At 64.6% G+C, this 15,912-nt stretch carries 14 protein-coding genes; 5 read left to right on the forward strand and 9 right to left on the reverse strand.

The genetic code is table 11. The annotated features are described in order from the left end of the window. The first annotated feature begins 54 nt into the window (after window positions 1-54). The 4 genes from AC1DYJ_RS09490 to AC1DYJ_RS09505 are packed head-to-tail and all read left to right on the forward strand — an operon-like array spanning window position 55 to window position 4,119. Complete coding sequence (locus tag AC1DYJ_RS09490; RefSeq protein ID WP_477280376.1) at window positions 55-1,602, forward strand: sugar ABC transporter ATP-binding protein; 1,548 nt, start codon at window positions 55-57, stop codon at window positions 1,600-1,602. Beyond that, window positions 1,599-2,579: an ABC transporter permease gene (locus AC1DYJ_RS09495; protein ID WP_477280377.1), complete on the forward strand. Its 981-nt coding sequence runs from the start codon at window positions 1,599-1,601 to the stop codon at window positions 2,577-2,579. The genes AC1DYJ_RS09490 and AC1DYJ_RS09495 overlap by 4 nt, the downstream gene beginning before the upstream one ends. Next, on the forward strand, window positions 2,576-3,562 hold the full coding sequence (locus AC1DYJ_RS09500) for an ABC transporter permease (RefSeq protein WP_477280378.1): 987 nt from the start codon (window positions 2,576-2,578) through the stop codon (window positions 3,560-3,562). Before AC1DYJ_RS09495 ends, AC1DYJ_RS09500 begins: the two co-directional genes overlap by 4 nt. 2 nt (window positions 3,563-3,564) lie before the next feature. Further along, a complete protein-coding gene (locus tag AC1DYJ_RS09505; RefSeq protein ID WP_477280379.1) occupies window positions 3,565-4,119 on the forward strand; it encodes a gluconokinase in 555 nt (184 codons plus the stop codon). On the opposite strand, the gene AC1DYJ_RS09510 is transcribed toward AC1DYJ_RS09505, so the two are convergent. Then, window positions 4,114-5,169 carry a hypothetical protein gene (locus AC1DYJ_RS09510; protein WP_477280380.1) on the reverse strand — a complete coding sequence of 352 codons (1,056 nt, stop codon included), beginning with the start codon at window positions 5,167-5,169 and terminating at the stop codon, window positions 4,114-4,116. The two genes, AC1DYJ_RS09505 and AC1DYJ_RS09510, sit on opposite strands and share 6 nt — an antisense overlap. Before the next feature lie 205 nt (window positions 5,170-5,374). Here AC1DYJ_RS09510 and AC1DYJ_RS09515 point away from each other — a divergent pair, with 205 nt between their 5' ends. Continuing rightward, entirely contained in the window at window positions 5,375-6,901 is a 1,527-nt protein-coding gene (locus AC1DYJ_RS09515) for an acyl--CoA ligase (protein ID WP_477281705.1), read from the forward strand. Between the two features lie 15 nt (window positions 6,902-6,916). Here the strand turns inward: AC1DYJ_RS09515 and AC1DYJ_RS09520 are convergent, their stop codons facing one another. The 8 genes from AC1DYJ_RS09520 to pbpC form a co-directional block, all read right to left on the reverse strand. After that, complete coding sequence (locus tag AC1DYJ_RS09520) at window positions 6,917-7,366, reverse strand: RrF2 family transcriptional regulator (RefSeq protein WP_477280381.1); 450 nt, start codon at window positions 7,364-7,366, stop codon at window positions 6,917-6,919. Window positions 7,367-7,625: 259 nt separating this feature from the next. Further along, window positions 7,626-8,612: a sulfate ABC transporter substrate-binding protein gene (locus tag AC1DYJ_RS09525; RefSeq protein WP_477280382.1), complete on the reverse strand. Its 987-nt coding sequence runs from the start codon at window positions 8,610-8,612 to the stop codon at window positions 7,626-7,628. Between the two features lie 192 nt (window positions 8,613-8,804). Further along, the gene (locus tag AC1DYJ_RS09530; protein ID WP_477280383.1) at window positions 8,805-9,845 is read right to left on the reverse strand and encodes a sulfate/molybdate ABC transporter ATP-binding protein; all 1,041 of its coding nucleotides are present in this window, start codon (window positions 9,843-9,845) and stop codon (window positions 8,805-8,807) included. 12 nt (window positions 9,846-9,857) lie between these two features. After that, window positions 9,858-10,742, reverse strand: a complete 885-nt coding sequence (gene cysW / locus AC1DYJ_RS09535; RefSeq protein WP_477280384.1) for a sulfate ABC transporter permease subunit CysW — start codon at window positions 10,740-10,742, stop codon at window positions 9,858-9,860. Beyond that, window positions 10,735-11,586, reverse strand: coding sequence for a sulfate ABC transporter permease subunit CysT (gene cysT / locus AC1DYJ_RS09540; protein ID WP_477280385.1), 852 nt, complete (start codon window positions 11,584-11,586; stop codon window positions 10,735-10,737). Before cysT ends, cysW begins: the two co-directional genes overlap by 8 nt. Before the next feature lie 23 nt (window positions 11,587-11,609). Further along, window positions 11,610-12,638: a sulfate ABC transporter substrate-binding protein gene (locus tag AC1DYJ_RS09545; protein WP_477231602.1), complete on the reverse strand. Its 1,029-nt coding sequence runs from the start codon at window positions 12,636-12,638 to the stop codon at window positions 11,610-11,612. Between the two features lie 232 nt (window positions 12,639-12,870). Beyond that, window positions 12,871-13,617, reverse strand: a complete 747-nt coding sequence (locus AC1DYJ_RS09550) for a M15 family metallopeptidase (RefSeq protein ID WP_477426050.1) — start codon at window positions 13,615-13,617, stop codon at window positions 12,871-12,873. A 181-nt stretch (window positions 13,618-13,798) separates the two neighbouring features. After that, the gene (gene pbpC, locus AC1DYJ_RS09555) at window positions 13,799-15,889 is read right to left on the reverse strand and encodes a penicillin-binding protein 1C (protein WP_477280387.1); all 2,091 of its coding nucleotides are present in this window, start codon (window positions 15,887-15,889) and stop codon (window positions 13,799-13,801) included. Between the last annotated feature and the right edge of the window lie 23 nt (window positions 15,890-15,912).

Here is a 15,912-nt window from a genome sequence, read left to right on the forward strand (position 1 = left end):
CGCGGCGCCGAACCACTTGCCATCTCAATCCCATAAAACTGCCCCGGAGGGCTGATGGACGGTGCGGCTCCACTCTTTCGCATGGAAGGCATTTCCAAGCGCTATGGCGGCGTGCGTGCGCTGGAGAAGGCCGAACTTTCGGTCACATCAGGCAGCATCCACGCCATCCTCGGCGAAAACGGCGCCGGCAAATCGACGCTGATCAAGGTCATGGCCGGCGTGGTGGCGCCCGATGAGGGGTCGATGACCCTGGACGGGCGCGAGGTCACCTTTGCCTCGCCGGCGGCGGCGAACCAGGCCGGCATCGTCTGCATCTTCCAGGAACTGTCGCTGGTCCCCGAACTCAGCGTCGCCGACAACATCGTCATTTCCGATCCGCCGACACGGTTCGGCATGATCGACCGCAAGGCGCAGCGCCGCATCGCCGAAGAAGCTCTTGCACGCGCAGGTGCGGCCGACATCCATCCGCTGGCGCTGGTCAAGGATCTTCCCCTGTCGCGAAGGCAGATGGTCGAGATCGCCAAGGCATTGGCCAGGAAGCCGCGCATCCTGATCCTCGACGAGGCGACGTCAGCGCTGGCTGCCGCCGATGTCTCCAAGATCTTCGCGGTGCTGAAGCGGCTGCGCGGGGAAGGGCTGGCGCTGCTCTACATCTCGCACCGGATGAACGAGATCGCGGAGCTTGCCGACCAGTGCACGGTGTTTCGCAACGGCCGCAACGTCGCCAGCTATGCCGCCGGCTCCAAGAGCGACAATGAGGTCGTCGAGCTGATGATCGGGCGAGAATACAGCCATATTTTTCCGCCCAAGTCGGTGCGCCTGCCGGCTGCTGCCGCCCCGGTGCTCGAGGCGCGCAACCTGTCGTGGACAGACCGGCTGGACAATGTCTCGCTGACCGTCGCGGCCGGCGAGGTGGTGGGCCTCGGCGGCCTCGACGGCCAGGGCCAGCGCGAGTTGCTGCTTGCCTTCTTCGGCGTGCTGCGCGGTCTCACCGGAGAGATACTGATCGATGGCAAGCCGGTGGCGATCGCCAGCCCGGCGGCGGCGCGCGACGACCGGATCGGCATGGCGCTGATCCCCGAGGATCGCAAGACGGAAGGGTTGATGCTGCCAATGACGGTGCGCGAAAACCTCTCCTTCGCGGCGCTCGACCGGCTGTCCAAAGCCGGCATCATCGACCGCGCCGCCGAGCAGCGGCTGATCGACGACATGGTGGGTCTGCTGGCGATCAAGACGGCCGGTCTCGACATTCAGGTCGGCGCGCTGTCGGGCGGCAACCAGCAGAAGGTCGTCATCGCCAAATGGCTGATGCGCCAGCCGCGCATCATCCTGCTCAACGACCCGACGCGCGGCATCGATGTCGGCACCAAGCAGGAGCTGTATCAACTGATGCGCAAGCTTGCGGACGCGGGTGCCGCGATCCTGTTCTATTCGACCGACTATGACGAGCTGATCGGCTGCTGCGACCGGGTGCTGGTGCTCTATGACGGCGCGGTCAAGCGAGAGCTGGTCGGCGCCGAACTCACCGAACGGGCGCTGATCGCCAGCGCGCTCAACATCCATGGCGGCGACGCCACCCCAAGGCACGGAGCGGACGCGTGAAGGATTGGCGCTACTGGCTTGCCGAACAACGCGGAACGCTGCTGGCGTTCGCCATCTTCATCCTCATGTTCGCGATCTACACCGCGAACCATCCGGCAGGGTTTACCGCCAATGTCGTGCAGACGGCCTCCAACAAGGGCGTGCTGCTCGCCTTCGTCGCCATGGCGCAGACGCTGGTGGTGATCACCGCCGGCATCGACCTTTCCGTCGGCATGATCTTCACGCTGACCAATTGCCTGGCATCCTGGCTGGTCATCGGCACCGGCCTCGAGACCGCCTTCGGCGTCATCGCCGTGCTCGGCACCGGGCTCTTGTGCGGGGCGATCAACGGCGCCATCGTCATTTACGGCCGACTGCAGCCGATCGTGGCGACCATCGCCACGGGTGCCGTCTATTTCGGCATCGCACTGCTGCTTCGGCCGTTCCCGGGCGGCTCGGTCAATGAGGATCTGGCCGATGCGCTTACCGGGCGCCTCTTCGGCATCGTGCCGGCGAGCCTGGTCGCGCTGTTTGCCGTCGTGCTCCTGGTCTGGGTGCCGTTCAGCCGTTCGGTGCTTGGCCGTGCCGCCTACGCCGCCGGCTCCTCCGAGACGGCGGCCTACATGTCAGGTGTGCCGATCCGGCGCGGCAAGTTCGCGGCTTACGCGCTTGCCGGGCTGCTGGCGGCGATCGGCGGCCTGTTCCTGACCTTCTTCACCTATACGGGCGACGCGGCCTATGCCAGCGGCAACGCCTACACGCTGTTCTCGATCGCTGCCGTCGTGCTGGGCGGCGTTTCGCTGTTCGGCGGCAAAGGCAGCGCCATCGGCGCGATCTTCGGCGCGCTGGCCTTCCGCACCATCGGCGACCTTTTGTTCGTCTTCGATTTCGACCCGCTTTGGCAGCCGCTGTTCCAGGGCGTTATCCTGCTGATCGCAGTCAGCCTCGGCGCCTTCGCCCTGTTTCGGGTCCGCAACCGGCTGGAGTGGTTCCTGTGAGCGAGACGACGATGAACGGCATCGCCAACCGTATGCCCAAATTCATTCGCCGCGCCGATCCGGCGGTGCTGACGGCCTTTGCCTGCATCGTGCTCTTGCTGTTTCTCGGCAGCCTCTATTCCAGAAGCTTCCTGTCGCCGGAATATCTGCTGCAGCAGCTCAAGGTGGCATCGTTCCTCGGTGTCATCGCCACCGGCATGATGCTGGTCATCCTGCTCGGCCAGATCGATCTGTCGGTGCCGTGGTCGGTGGCGGTCGGCGCCATGATGGCGGCCGCAGCCGCGGCCTATGGTCCGATCGGCGTGGCGCTGGCCATTCCGTTCGGCATCTTTTGCGGGGTGCTGATCGGCATCGTCAACGGCATCGGTGTCGCCTATCTGCGCATCCCATCGATGATCATCACACTCGCTACCAACGCCGTCGCGCAAGGGCTCATGGTCGTCTATACAGGTGGCTTCTCGCCACAGGATTCGGCCACTGGCGCCATGCGTTATCTCGCGACAGGTTTTACCATTCCGGGCGTGCCTAACGCTGTCATCATCTGGGCGCTGATCGGCGCCGCGATGGTGTTCGTGCTGACCCGCACCGGTTTCGGCCGCGCCGTCTACGGTATCGGCAACCGCGAGCGTGCCGCATATCTCTCCGGCATCGACACAAGGCGCGTGGTGATGATCGCCTTCGCTATCTCAGGTGGGCTGTCCGCCTTCGGCGGCGTGCTTCTCGCCGGCTATGCGTCCAAGGCGGCGCAATCGATGGGTGACGCCTATCTCCTGCCGTCGATCGCCGCCGTGGTGCTTGGCGGCACCTCGATCCTCGGCGGGCGCGGCTCCTATCTCGGCACCGTCGCCGGCGTCATCCTGATCACGCTGCTGCAGTCCATCCTGTCGGTCATGCAGATGCCCGAGGCCGGCCGGCAGATCATCTATGGCGTCGTCATCGTCGCCATGCTCCTGCTCTACGGCCGCGCGCCGGCAAGCCGCTGACCGTGGACGAAAAGACGGCACAGGCGCCAGCGGGCGCTCACGGCCCAGTGCCTCGGGCCATCGTGGTGATGGGCGTCGCCGGCTGCGGCAAGTCGGCCGTCGGCAAGGCGCTGGCGGCAGAGCAAGGGGCTGTCTTTGTCGAAGGCGACAGGCTGCACCCGCCCGAAAACGTCGCGCGCATGGCGAGCGGCAAGCCGCTCACCGATCAGCTTCGCGAAGGCTGGCTCGATGCCATTGGTGAGCGGATCGCGGACCTGGCCGGCAGCGGCCAAAGCGTGGTCGCCGCCTGCTCGGCGCTGAAGCGCAGCTACCGCGATCGCCTGCGCGGTTTCCGCCGAGATATCGTGTTTGTCTATCTGGAGATCGATCGCGCCACCGCCAAGCGGCGCGTCGCCGCCCGCAAAGGGCATTTCATGCCGGCAAGCCTGGTCGAAAGCCAGTTCGCCATCCTTGAGCCACCTGGCGCCGACGAGCAGGCGCTGACGGTCGACGCCAAGCTTCCGGTGGCCGACATCGTCACCGCCGTTGCCAGCCTGCTGGCCGGCGCAAAATCATGAACCACCCTCATCGGGCAAGGCGCTTTCCGGCCGTTCGGTGAACCGGTCGGCGCCGGACCAGACCATCATTTGCTCGGGATAGAGTTTCAGTGCCTCCAGCACGCGGTCGCGCTTGAGCAGGATGTACTCGGCCTGCAACGCCATGTTCTTGGCGCCGCCGGCTCTGGTGGTGGGCTCACCGGTTCCCGCCGGGGCCGGCACCAGTTCGGGGCTCAGGATGGCGCGGTATTGGCGGAACGGATCGGTCTCGAAGGTCGACATGGAAAACAGCGCCGCCTTGCCTCTGGCTGCGAAATTCGTCGGCGCCGAGGCGAGGTGGGTCCAACCGCTTTCGCCGATGCCGACTTCGGTGAATGTCGAACCGGCATGCACGGTGTTGGTCACCAGCACGACGCCGTTGCTGCCAAGGATCTTCTGGATACGGCCGGTGACCTGGTAGGCATCGCCGCGATCGAACACGATCCGGCTTTTCAGGAAACGATTCTCGACCCGGACCATTGGCGGGTTCAGGAAGCGCAGGCCGAAGGTCGAGTCGGAGATGCCGTGAGCGCTGACGCTGAGCTGATGCGCCTCGATACCGGCCTCATAGAGAGCGCGTTTGCCGATGATGGTCTGAGCCGTGAACTGATCGCACCAGATGATGGCACCATGGCCGCGCGCCAGCGCCGTTTGCAGCCCTTCTAGGCCCTTGAGCTGGATATCGGGCGACCAGCGGCGGCCGACGAGATGCGCGGCAAGCAGCAAACGCCGGCGATGGTTGGCGTAGAGCAAGGCCCTGAACTGCCTTTGCGCGTCGATGCCGTTGCCGAGCACGGCGCGCGTCGCGGCGGCGTAGCGCACGAAATCCTTGCGGATATGGCGTTTGAGGCGCAGCCCCGATACGCGGCTGCAGATCGCGGCCCACCAACGGATCGGCAGCAATGCCGCAACGCCGAGATAGAAGGCGGCCAGCAGCAGCTCGCGGAAATCCCTGTTGTTGAAGGTGCGTAACTTGCCGGGGCGGATCACCTTGCGGCTGAAGAAACGCACATGCTCGGCGCGTTCAGGCACCAGGAGATCGGCGATGATTTCAGTATGGTAAATGACGGCGGACGCTGGTGTCCGGTCGGCTTTCCGGGATTTTCCCAACCACGGCAGCCTCATCCGATCGGTGTCCACCTGTTCTTGCGCGCGTCCGAAAATCGCTTTACTGCGTCTGCCACGGGCGCGCAATCGGCGCCGGCAGGCCACGGTGAGCGCCATTCAAGGTTCGAACTTGCAACAGGCCCTATCGGTAGCACTTCCGCAACTGGCGCCCTGGCAGCCGGCCGCGGTGGCGCTGATGGCGCCGGATCGGGCTCCGCTCAGCTTTGCCGGCCTCGCCAACCTTGTCGACCAACTCTGCGGCGATCTCGCCAGGCGTGGTGTTCGCCGCGGCACGGCCGTCGGCATCGTCCTGCCCAACGGCCCGGAAATGGCGAGCTGTTTCCTGGCGGTCTCGGCGCTGGCGACGGCGGCGCCGCTCAATCCGGCTTACGGCGAAGACGAGTTCCGCTTCTATCTCGGCGATCTCGACGTGAAGCTTCTGCTGTGCGGACAAGGCATGGGTGAAGCCGCCCGCAACGCCGCAGAGGGGCTCGGCATTGCGGTGCTCGATGTCGTCGTGGCCGAGGGCGCCAAGGCTGGCGAATTTGTCCTGTCGGGCGAGGCCGAACTGGCGGCTGCCGGCGACGCGCAGCTCAACGGACCCGACGATTTCGTGCTGGTCCTGCACACATCGGGAACCACGGCGCGGCCGAAGATCGTCGGCTTGCGGCAACGCAATCTCAAGGCATCGATGGCCAACATCGCCCGCACGCTGGCGCTGTCGGGAAACGACATTTGTCTCAATGTGATGCCGCTGTTCCATATTCACGGGCTGATGGCGGCGCTCAGCGCGCAGCTGGCAGTCGGCGGCGCTGTGGTCTGCACGCCGGGCTTCAACGCGCTGAAATTCTACGGCTGGCTGGGCGACTTCCGGCCGAGCTGGTACAGCGCGGTGCCGACCATGCACCAGGCGATCCTGGCGCGCGCCGCGCGCAATGGCGAGACGATCGCGGCGGCGCGGCTGCGCTTCATCCGCTCGTCTTCGGCCGCACTTCCCGATGCCGTGTTCCGCGACCTCGAGCGCGTCTTCGGCTGTCCGGTGGTCGAGGCCTATGGCATGACCGAGGCAGCGCATCAGATGACGTCCAACGGGCTGCCGCCGGCGCGCCGCAAGCCGGGCTCGGTCGGCTTGCCTGCCGGCCCGGAAGTGACGATCCTGGACGACAAAGGGACGATCCTGCCGGCCGGCGAAAAGGGCGAGATCGCGGTGCGCGGCGCCAACATCCATGACGGCTATCTGAACAATCCGGCGGCCAATGCCACGGCTTTCACCGATGGCTGGTTCCGCACTGGCGACCAGGGATTGATCGACGGCGATGGGGACCTCAAGATCACCGGCCGGCTGAAGGAGATCATCAACCGCGGTGGTGAGAAGATCTCGCCGCTCGAGGTCGACAATGTGCTGCTCGATCATCCGCTGGTGGCGCAAGCGGTGACCTTCGCCGTGCCGCACGCCATGCTTGGCGAAGAGGTGGGGGCGGCCATCGTGCTGGCCGAGGGCGCCGTCGCCGATGCCGATGAGATTCGCGATTTTGCACGCAGCCGCATCGTCGAGTTCAAGGTGCCGCGCCACATCCTGTTTCTGCAGGAGATACCCAAGGGGCCGACCGGCAAGATCCAACGCGTCGGGCTTGCCGGCAGGCTCGGCCTAGTCTGAGGAAGCCCTGGGGAGTTAGATCTGCGACGTTAGCTCGACCGGAAAGTCGTCATTGTCGGCATCGCGCATGGCGGCGAGGCTTCTGTTGTCCAGCACCTCGGCGATAGCCTGGCGCACCTCCAGCATCATGTGCCGGACCTGGCAGGTCGCCTCGTCGCAATCCTCGCAGCGCTGGTATTGGGTGCGGCTGGCGCACGGGATCGGCGCCAGCGGTCCGTCAAGGACGCGCACGACATGGCCGATCTTGATCTCGGAAGCTGGCCGGGCGAGGCGGTAGCCGCCTTCCTTGCCCTTGCGGCTGATGACGAAACCGGCATTGCGCAGCTCGCCCAGAATGGCATCCAGGAATTTCTTCGGGATGTTGTTGGCGACCGCGATGTCGTTGACGAACGCAAGCTGGCCGACCGGCAGGCCGGAAAGATGCACGAGGGCCTTGAGGCCGTATTTGCCTTTTTTGGTAAGCATGCCCGATTCAGTTCATGAAAACCCCAACCACCCGCATCTGGCGGTTGTTTGTGTGCAAATCATGACGTTTCGCCTGAACAACCCGGTTTCGCGTAGAACAAGCCGCCCGGTTGAGAGGTTAGGCACAAAGGCGTTGATTCTTTGTAACGTTTTTCACAGATGCCGCCGGATTCTGCCAGGTAGCAATCTCTAGGGCGCTAAACGAAAAGCCGGCAAAGAGCCGGCTTTCCTGTTCCGTTTTCAGGGCGGATGCTGCCGATCAGCGGCTGCCATAGGTCTGGTCGAGCAGGCCGCCGGCGGCGAAATGCTCCTTCTGCACCTTGTCCCAGCCGCCGAAGACGTCTTCCACCGTCAGCAAGCGGACATCGGGGAAGTCGGCCTTGTATTTGGCCGCGATTTCGGCGTTGCGGGCGCGCAGGCCATTTTCGGCGGCGATGGTCTGGCCTTCCGGCGTGTAGAGGAAATCGAGATAGGATTTGGCGAGGTCGCGTGTGCCATGCTCGTCGGCAACCTTGTCGACGATCGCCACCGGGAATTCGGCAAGCAGGCTGACCGTGGGGGTGACCTGTTCGAATTTGTCGTTGCCATACTCCTTGCGGATGCCGCGTGTTTCCGACTCGAAGGTGATCAGCACGTCGCCGATCTCGCGCTGCACGAAGGTGGTGGTGGCGGCGCGGCCGCCGGTGTCGAAGATCGGCACGTTGTTGAACAGCTTGGTGACGAACTCCTTCACCTTAGCGTCGTCACCTTTGAAGGCTTCCTTGGCGTAGGCGGTCGCCGCCAGATAGGTGTAGCGCGCATTGCCCGATGTCTTCGGGTTGGGGAAGATCACCTGGACGTCGTCGCGCACGAGGTCGTTCCAGTCCTTGATGTGCTTGGGGTTGCCCGCGCGGACGAGAAACGAAGGCAGCGAATAGAAGGGCGAGGCGTTGTCGGGAAAATCCTTCTGCCAGTCGGCGGAGACGAGGCCTTTCTTGACCAGGAAATCGATGTCGGTGACCTGGTTGAAGGTGACGACATCGGCGCCAAGGCCTTCGGCAATCGCGCGCGCCTGGGCAGACGTGCCGGCATGCGACTGGTCGACGGTGACGCCGGGATGGCCGGCGATGAAAGCCTTGTTCACCTGGACGAACAATTCGCGGCCGACATCATAGGAAGCGTTGAGCAATTTGTCGGCCGACCAGGCTTGCGAGGAGGCGAGCACCAGGCTGGCTGCGGTGGCGACGCTGAGCAAAAATCGCTTCATGAAAAGGGGCTCCTTGAGAATACAGGTTCGAATGCTTCGATATAGTGCGCCAACATAATAGGACGATGTCCAGCGCCGCCAGACACGCAGTCCGGGTCCATTGAGCGGTGATGAGAAAAAGCGTTGCTGAAACAGCCGGTTGGTAGGATTTCCTTCCAAACGGAGTCGCTTCGGCCGGTCGGCGGATGATGTCTATGCCGCCGGGAAAAGTTTCCAGCGCCGCGGCCTGAAGGCAACCCGGCTCTTCTGCGCCGCCGGATGGTCGACGGGCAGTTCGATCTCGACGCGCTGGCGTTCGCCGCCGATTTCCAGTTCGACGCGCCTGGTGCCGGCGACACGGCGGCTGGCGGCGACCGTGCCGGCGATGCAGCCGCTGCAGCCGTCGAGCAGTTCGACATCGTGCGGGCGGAAGTAGAGCACGGCATCGCCACTTGGCGCATGGGGCGCCGATAGCCCGATCGGCCGGTCGGCGATCCAGACCTGGCCGTCCTCGACCTTGACCGGCAGCGTGCTCGATTCACCGATGAAGGAGTAGACGAAGGGCGAGTTGGGCGTGTCGTAGATCTCGTCGGCCGAGCCGACCTGCTCGATGCGGCCCTGGCTCATCACCACGACACGGTCGGCAAGTTCCAGCGCTTCTTCCTGGTCGTGGGTGACGAACACGGTGGTGTGGCCGGTACGGTCATGGATCTCGCGCAGCCAGCGGCGCAATTCGCGCCGCACCTGCGCATCGAGCGCGCCGAATGGCTCGTCGAGCAAGAGCACCTTGGGCTCGATCGCCATGGCGCGGGCGAGCGCCACACGCTGGCGCTGGCCGCCGGAAAGCTGCGCGGGGTAGCGCTTTTCAAGGCCGGAAAGCTGGACGAGGTCGAGCAGTTCGGAGGCGCGGCGGCGGATTTCCGCCGCCGGCGGCCGCGACGGCCCATGCCGGACCTTCAGGCCAAAGCCGATATTGTCAGCAACCGTCATGTGCCGGAACAGCGCATAGTGCTGGAAGACGAAACCGACATTGCGTTCCTGGATCGACTTCTGCGAGGCGTCGTCGTCGCCGAAGAAGATTTTTCCGCGCGTGGGGCGTTCCAGGCCGGCGATCAGCCTGAGCAGCGTCGTCTTGCCGGAGCCGGATGGCCCCAGCAGCGCGATCAACTCCCCCGACTTGATGTCAAGCGATACGTCATGGAGGGCCGGAAACCGGTCAAACTCCTTGCGCACGTTGGCAACGCGAACTTCCATTTACAGAACCCTCTAATGCCCGCGCGTCGCGGCGATCTCGGCGCCGTAGCGCATCTCGAGAAGTGTTTTCAAGACCAGCGTCACCAAAGCCAGGCCGGCAAGCAGCGAAGCGACGGCGAAAGCGCCAACGGCGTTGTACTCGTTGTAGAGGATTTCGACATGCAGCGGCATGGTGTTGGTCAGCCCGCGTATGTGGCCGGACACGACCGAGACCGCGCCGAATTCGCCCATCGAGCGGGCGTTGCACAGAAGCACGCCGTAGAGCAATCCCCATTTGACGTTGGGCAGCGTCACATACCAGAAGGTCTGCCAGCCATTGGCGCCGAGCGAAAGTGCTGCCTCCTCATCGCCATTGCCCTGTTCCTGCATCAGCGGGATCAGTTCGCGGGCAACGAAGGGGAAGGTGACGAAGACGGTGGCGAGCACGATGCCGGGCACGGCAAATAGGATCTGGATGCCGTGCTCCTTCAGCCAGCCGCCCAGCAGGCCCTGCGCGCCGAACAAAAGCACATAGACCAGGCCTGATATGACCGGCGAGACCGAGAAGGGCAGGTCGATCAGCGTGGTCAGGAACGCCTTGCCCTTGAATTCGAACTTGGCGATCGCCCAGGCAGCCGAAATGCCGAAGACGACGTTGAGCGGCACGGCGATCGCCGCCACCAGCAACGTCAGCCTGATCGCCGAACGCGTATCGGGGTTGGAGAGCGCCTCCGTGTAGGCGCCGACGCCCTTGGCCAGCGCCTCGTGAAAGACGATGATCAGCGGCAGGAGCAGGAAGACGACGAGGAAGGCGAAGGCCACCGCCATCAAAAGCAACCGCACCGGCAGGCTTTCGGTCACCGCCGCCGACTGGCTCTCGTGGTGCGGTTCGTAGGATTTGATCTCGGGATCAGCCATAGCGTTTGCGACTCCATGACTGCGCCAGGTTGATGACCAGCAGCATCAGGAACGACAGCAACAGCATGATCGCCGCGATCGCGGTCGCCGCCGGATAATTGTACTCCTCCAGCCGGATGACGATCAGAAGCGGCGCGATCTCCGATTTGTAGGGCAGGTTGCCGGCGATGAAGATGACCGAGCCGTATTCGCCGACGCCGCGCGCGAAGGCGAGCGAGAAGCCGGTGACAATGGCCGGCGCCAGGCCTGGAAACAGGATGCGCGTAATGATCTGGAAGCGGTTGGCGCCAAGCGTGGCGGCGGCCTCCTCCACTTCCTTGTCGATCTCCTCCATGATCGGCTGCACCGTGCGCACGACAAAGGGCAGGCCGATGAAGACCAATGCCACCACGATGCCGAGCGGGGTATAGGCGACCTTGATGCCGAGCGGCGCCAAGAGATGGCCGATCCAGCCATTGGGCGCATAGAGCGTGGTCAGCGCAATGCCGGCCACCGCGGTCGGCAGCGCGAAGGGCAGGTCGACCATGGCGTCGACGACGCGGCGGCCGGGAAAGCGGTAGCGCACCAGCACCCAGGCGACGAGCGTGCCGAAGACGACATTGACGACAGCCGCGATGAAGGCGGCGCCAAAGCTGATTTCGAGCGCGTTGAGGGTACGGCGATCGGTGGCGATCGCCCAGAAGTCGGTCCAACCGAGGGCTGCCGAGCGCCACACAAGGCCCGACAAAGGGATGAGGATGATGAGCGTGAGGTAGGCAAGCGAGAAGCCGAGCGTCAATCCGAAACCCGGAATGACACTCGGCTGTCTGAACCGCCACCCCGCCTTGGCGGGTGCTATGGTCATGTCGTCCTGATCTAGATTTTAGCTCACTGGGCCGGCTTGTAGATCTGGTCGAATATACCACCGTCGCCGAAATGATAAGGCTGTGCCTTCTTCCAGCCGCCGAAAAGCGGATCGTCGATGGAGATCAGCTTGATTTCAGGGGTTTTCGGAATATCCGCAGGATCCACCAGCTCAGGCTTGGCCGGACGATAGTGGTTCTTGGCGATGATCGTCTGGGCTTCCTTGGAATAGAGCCAGCCGAGATAGGCTTCGGCCACTTTGCGGGTCCCCTTGGCGTCGACATTGGCGTCGACGATCGCCACCGGCGGCTCGGCCAGGATCGAGGTCGGCGGGTAGACGATCTCGAAATTGTCGGCGCCGAATTCATTGAGCGCCAGATAGGCATCGTTTTCCCAGCCGATCAGCACGTCGCCGATGCCTTTTTGCGCGAAGGTGACGGTCGAGCCGCGCGCGCCGGTGTCGAGCACCGGAGCATTGGCGTAGAGCTTGCCGACGAATTCCTTGTTTTTGGCTTCGTCGCCGCCATCATTGGCATTGGCGTAGGCCCAGGCGGCGAGGTAGTTCCAGCGCGCACCGCCCGACGTTTTGGGGTTGGGCGTGATCACCTGGACGCCGTCCTTGACCAGATCGCTCCAGTCATGGATGCCTTTCGGGTTGCCCTTGCGGACCAGGAAGATGATGGTCGAGGTGTACGGCGCCGAATTGTTCTCGAACTTCTTGCGCCAGTCCGGATTGATCTTCTTCGACTTGGTGACGATGGCGTTGATGTCGCCTTCGAGCGCCAGCGTGACCACATCGGCATCGAGGCCGTCGATCACGGCGCGGGCCTGAGCGCCGGAGCCGCCATGCGATTGCTGGATGGTGACGGTCTCGCCGGTCTCGGCCTTCCAGTGCGCGGCGAAGGCCTCGTCATAGGCCTTGTAGAGTTCGCGTGTCGGATCGTAGGACACGTTGAGAATGGTGGTATCGGCAAACGCGAAACCGAGCGTGCCGAACTGGATCGATGTGGCGACCAGTGCGCCGAGCAGTTTCCTGAAATGAGGTTTGGTCATTTCCGCCTCCGTTGATGACGGCTGAACTCTATCGAATTGATAGAAATTAGATGCATTCAACGTTGCCTTTTTTGGCCCTTCGAAGCAATTTTTCGCCGATATTGCGCGCTGGGAGGAAACGTTTTCCTCATATTAGCCTAAGCCGACTCCAGGCCGGTCCGGCGCTATTTAGAAGCGGGCCGCGCTGAGGCAAGCCACCGCGGCGGAGATTCGTCGTAGCACCTGGGTGGTTTCAATTCGCGGTGACGGGGAAGTCGAAGCGCTGCTTTGGAAACGGCTCGTTTGCCAGCGTGTAGTGCCACCACTCGCGCGCATAATTCTTGAAGCCGCCGGCGCGCATGGCATCGAGCAGTCTTTTGCGGTTTTCCGCCGCCCCTGTTGCCAATGGGCTGTGGGCGGTTTCGCTCGCCGGGTCGAAACAGTCGAAGCTGGTGCCGAAATCGAGCGTGCCGGCGCCGGCCGCGCCGCAGGCGGCGGATGACCTGTTTTTGCCGTCGCTGCGGGCGATGGCGACATCGACGGTCGAGCCGCGCGAATGGGTGGACAGTTCGCCGATAAAGCCCTTGGCGATAAGATCGCCGCGCTTGACCAGGGGATACCATTGCGGGTCGGGCGGGCCACCTTCTCTGGTCCATTTGCCCATGTCGGCGACGGCGCGGGCCGGCCGGTAGCAGTCGAAGACGACCAGCGTCAGGCCGTCGGCGGCGAGTGCCTTTTGCACGCCGGACAGCGCTTGCGCCGCCTGTCTTGTGAGGATGCAGACCGGCGCGTCGTAGCCGTCGGCCTTGCGATGCAGGAAGTTTTCCAGGCCGGCATAGCGAATGTCCTGGCGGATAGAGCGATCGACATCGGCCAGGCGGACAAAGCCGGTGGGCAGGGGATCGGCGGAGGCGGGGAGGGTCGTCAATAACGTGGCGAGAATGGCGGCAAAGGTGCGGAAGGTATGGCGCGAGGCACCCCCCTCTGCCCTGCCGGGCATCTCCCCCTCAAGGGGGGAGATTGGCAGCGTCGGCGTCGTGCGCCACTGTTTGTCGTTGGCGAAAGCCGTGGAGACATCTGATCTCCCCCCTTGAGGGGGAGATGGCCGGCAGGCCAGAGGGGGGTGCCTCGCGACGGGTATTAGGCGGAAAAACCGAATCCCCTGAATCGCTTGGCCCCTTCTATTCAACGAACACCTTCACGCTGGCGGCGCGTCCCACGGCATCAATGACGGTCAGCGTCGAATAGCCGGCGCCGTCGGGCAGCCAGGTTGCGGTGCGGCGGCGATCGATCCCGACGAGCGGCTTGCCGTTGGCCAGCCAGCGGAACGGCGCGCGGCCGCCTTGCAGTTTCAGCACCAGCGGCGAGGCCTCGGCGGAGTTGGTGGCGAGATCGACGCGGGCGCCGTTGGGCGGGAAGACGATGGTGGGCGCCGGTTCGGTCGGGCCTGCCTGCACGAGGCCATCGGCGCCGGCGCCGAAACGGGCCAGGGTCACCGGCAGGTCTTCGCGCTTGGCCTTGACGACGCCGGCCGGCTGGCCGGGCAACGGCACCGCGGCGAGGCCTGAGCGGACGAAACCTTCGAACAGAATGGGCGCGGCCGAGACATAGCCGGAGAGGCCAGGCACCGCACCCGCATCGGCGCGGCCGACCCAGACACCCAGCACGTAGCGGCCGTCGAAGCCGACCGACCAGGCATCGCGGTAGCCATAGGACGTGCCGGTCTTGTAGGCGATGCCGCGCTGAAGTGCGCCCTCGGGCGGCTTTACGCCCGACAATATGTCGGTGATCTGCCAGTTCGCCTGGGCGTCGAGAATGGTGGCGGTGGTGCGTTCGGCGTTGGCCGGCTCGGTGCCGTCATGCAGCGTGTTCGCCTTGCCGCCATTGGCGAGCCCGGTATAGAGCTGGACGAGATCGCGCAGCGTCACGCCGACGCCGCCGAGGCCGATGGCGAGGCCCGGCGCCTCGTTGACCGGCAGCACCGGGCTGACGCCGGCCTGGCGGAAGCGCGCCATCAGCCGTGCCGGGCCGACCGAATCGAGCACCCGGATCGCCGGCACGTTGAGCGACAGCTGCAGCGCCTGGCGGATCGAGACATCACCCTGGTAGCCCATGTCGAAATTCTTCGGCCGGTAGCCGCCGAAATCGACCGGACTGTCCTCGATCAGCATTTCCTGTGCCACCAGCCCTTGCTCGAAGGCGAGGCCATAGATGAACGGTTTCAGTGTCGAGCCGGGCGAGCGCACGATTTTGGTCATGTCGATCCAGCCGGAGCGGCTGGCATCGAAGAAATCGGCCGAGCCGACTTCGCCCAGAATGTCGCCGGTGCGGGCGTCGGCCAGCACCATGGCGACGGAGAGGCGAGGGCCGAGCTTGATGGCAGCGTCGCGCGCGACTTGCTCCAACCCTTGCTGGACGCTTTTGCGGATCGTCAGTTGCAGCGGCTTGCCGGGCACGGCCTTGGGCAGCATGGCGTAGGCGGCGTGCGGCGCCAGCGCCGGCAGTTTGCGGCGCAGGCCCGAGACATCGTCAAGCGCGGCGCGCGCGGCCTCGCGTTCGCCGAGCAGGCCGGAGGAAACCATGCGGGTCAGCACGCGGTCGCGGGCGGCATGCGCGATGCCGAGATTGCGGTCGGGGCGGCGCTTTTCCGGCAATTGCGGCAGTGCGACCAGCAAAGCGGCTTCCGAAACGGTCAACCGCTTCGGCTCCTTGCCGAAATAGGCGAGCGAAGCGGCGCGCACGCCTTCGAGATTGCCGCCATAGGGGGCCAAGGTCAGGTAGCGTTCGAGGATCTCCTGCTTGGACAGCCGCCGCTCGATCTGGATGGCGCGCAGCATCTGTTTGAGCTTGGAGCCGAGGCTGCGGCTTTCGCGCGGCTCGATCAGCCGGGCAAGCTGCATCGACAAAGTAGAGCCGCCGGAGACGATGTGGCCATTGGTGACAAGCTGACCGGCGGCGCGCGCCAGCGCCAGCACGTCGACGCCGTCATGGTCCCAGAAGCGCTTGTCCTCATAGGTGACCAGCATGTCGACGAACTGCTTGTCGACCTGGTCGAGGTGTGTGTCGAGCCGCCAGTAGCCGTCCGGCGTGGCGAAGGCGCGCAACAGCTGGCCGTCGCGGTCCTGGACTTCGGTCGAGACGGTGAGTTTTTCCGGCAGCGGCGGCGGGTAGGCGCGGTCGAGCTGCCAGAGAGAAGCAGCAGCGATGGCCGCAAAGCCCGCAAGGGAAGCTGCGGCGATGCCTGTTCGACGGAGAAGTTTTCTGGAGAGCATGGTGCTGCCCCTCATCCGCCAGC

The sequence above is a fragment of the Mesorhizobium sp. P2_B11 genome, assembly GCF_056404855.1.

Coding starts and splice junctions, on each gene's coding strand:
- cysT (WP_477280385.1), bottom strand. CDS start 11,586: ATGACCATAGCACCCGCCAAGGCGGGGTGGCGGTTCAGACAGCCGAGT.
- AC1DYJ_RS09545 (WP_477231602.1), bottom strand. CDS start 12,638: ATGACCAAACCTCATTTCAGGAAACTGCTCGGCGCACTGGTCGCCACA.
- pbpC (WP_477280387.1), bottom strand. CDS start 15,889: ATGCTCTCCAGAAAACTTCTCCGTCGAACAGGCATCGCCGCAGCTTCC.
- AC1DYJ_RS09520 (WP_477280381.1), bottom strand. CDS start 7,366: ATGCTTACCAAAAAAGGCAAATACGGCCTCAAGGCCCTCGTGCATCTT.
- AC1DYJ_RS09550 (WP_477426050.1), bottom strand. CDS start 13,617: ATGCCCGGCAGGGCAGAGGGGGGTGCCTCGCGCCATACCTTCCGCACC.
- AC1DYJ_RS09525 (WP_477280382.1), bottom strand. CDS start 8,612: ATGAAGCGATTTTTGCTCAGCGTCGCCACCGCAGCCAGCCTGGTGCTC.
- AC1DYJ_RS09530 (WP_477280383.1), bottom strand. CDS start 9,845: ATGGAAGTTCGCGTTGCCAACGTGCGCAAGGAGTTTGACCGGTTTCCG.
- AC1DYJ_RS09490 (WP_477280376.1), top strand. CDS start 55: ATGGACGGTGCGGCTCCACTCTTTCGCATGGAAGGCATTTCCAAGCGC.
- cysW (WP_477280384.1), bottom strand. CDS start 10,742: ATGGCTGATCCCGAGATCAAATCCTACGAACCGCACCACGAGAGCCAG.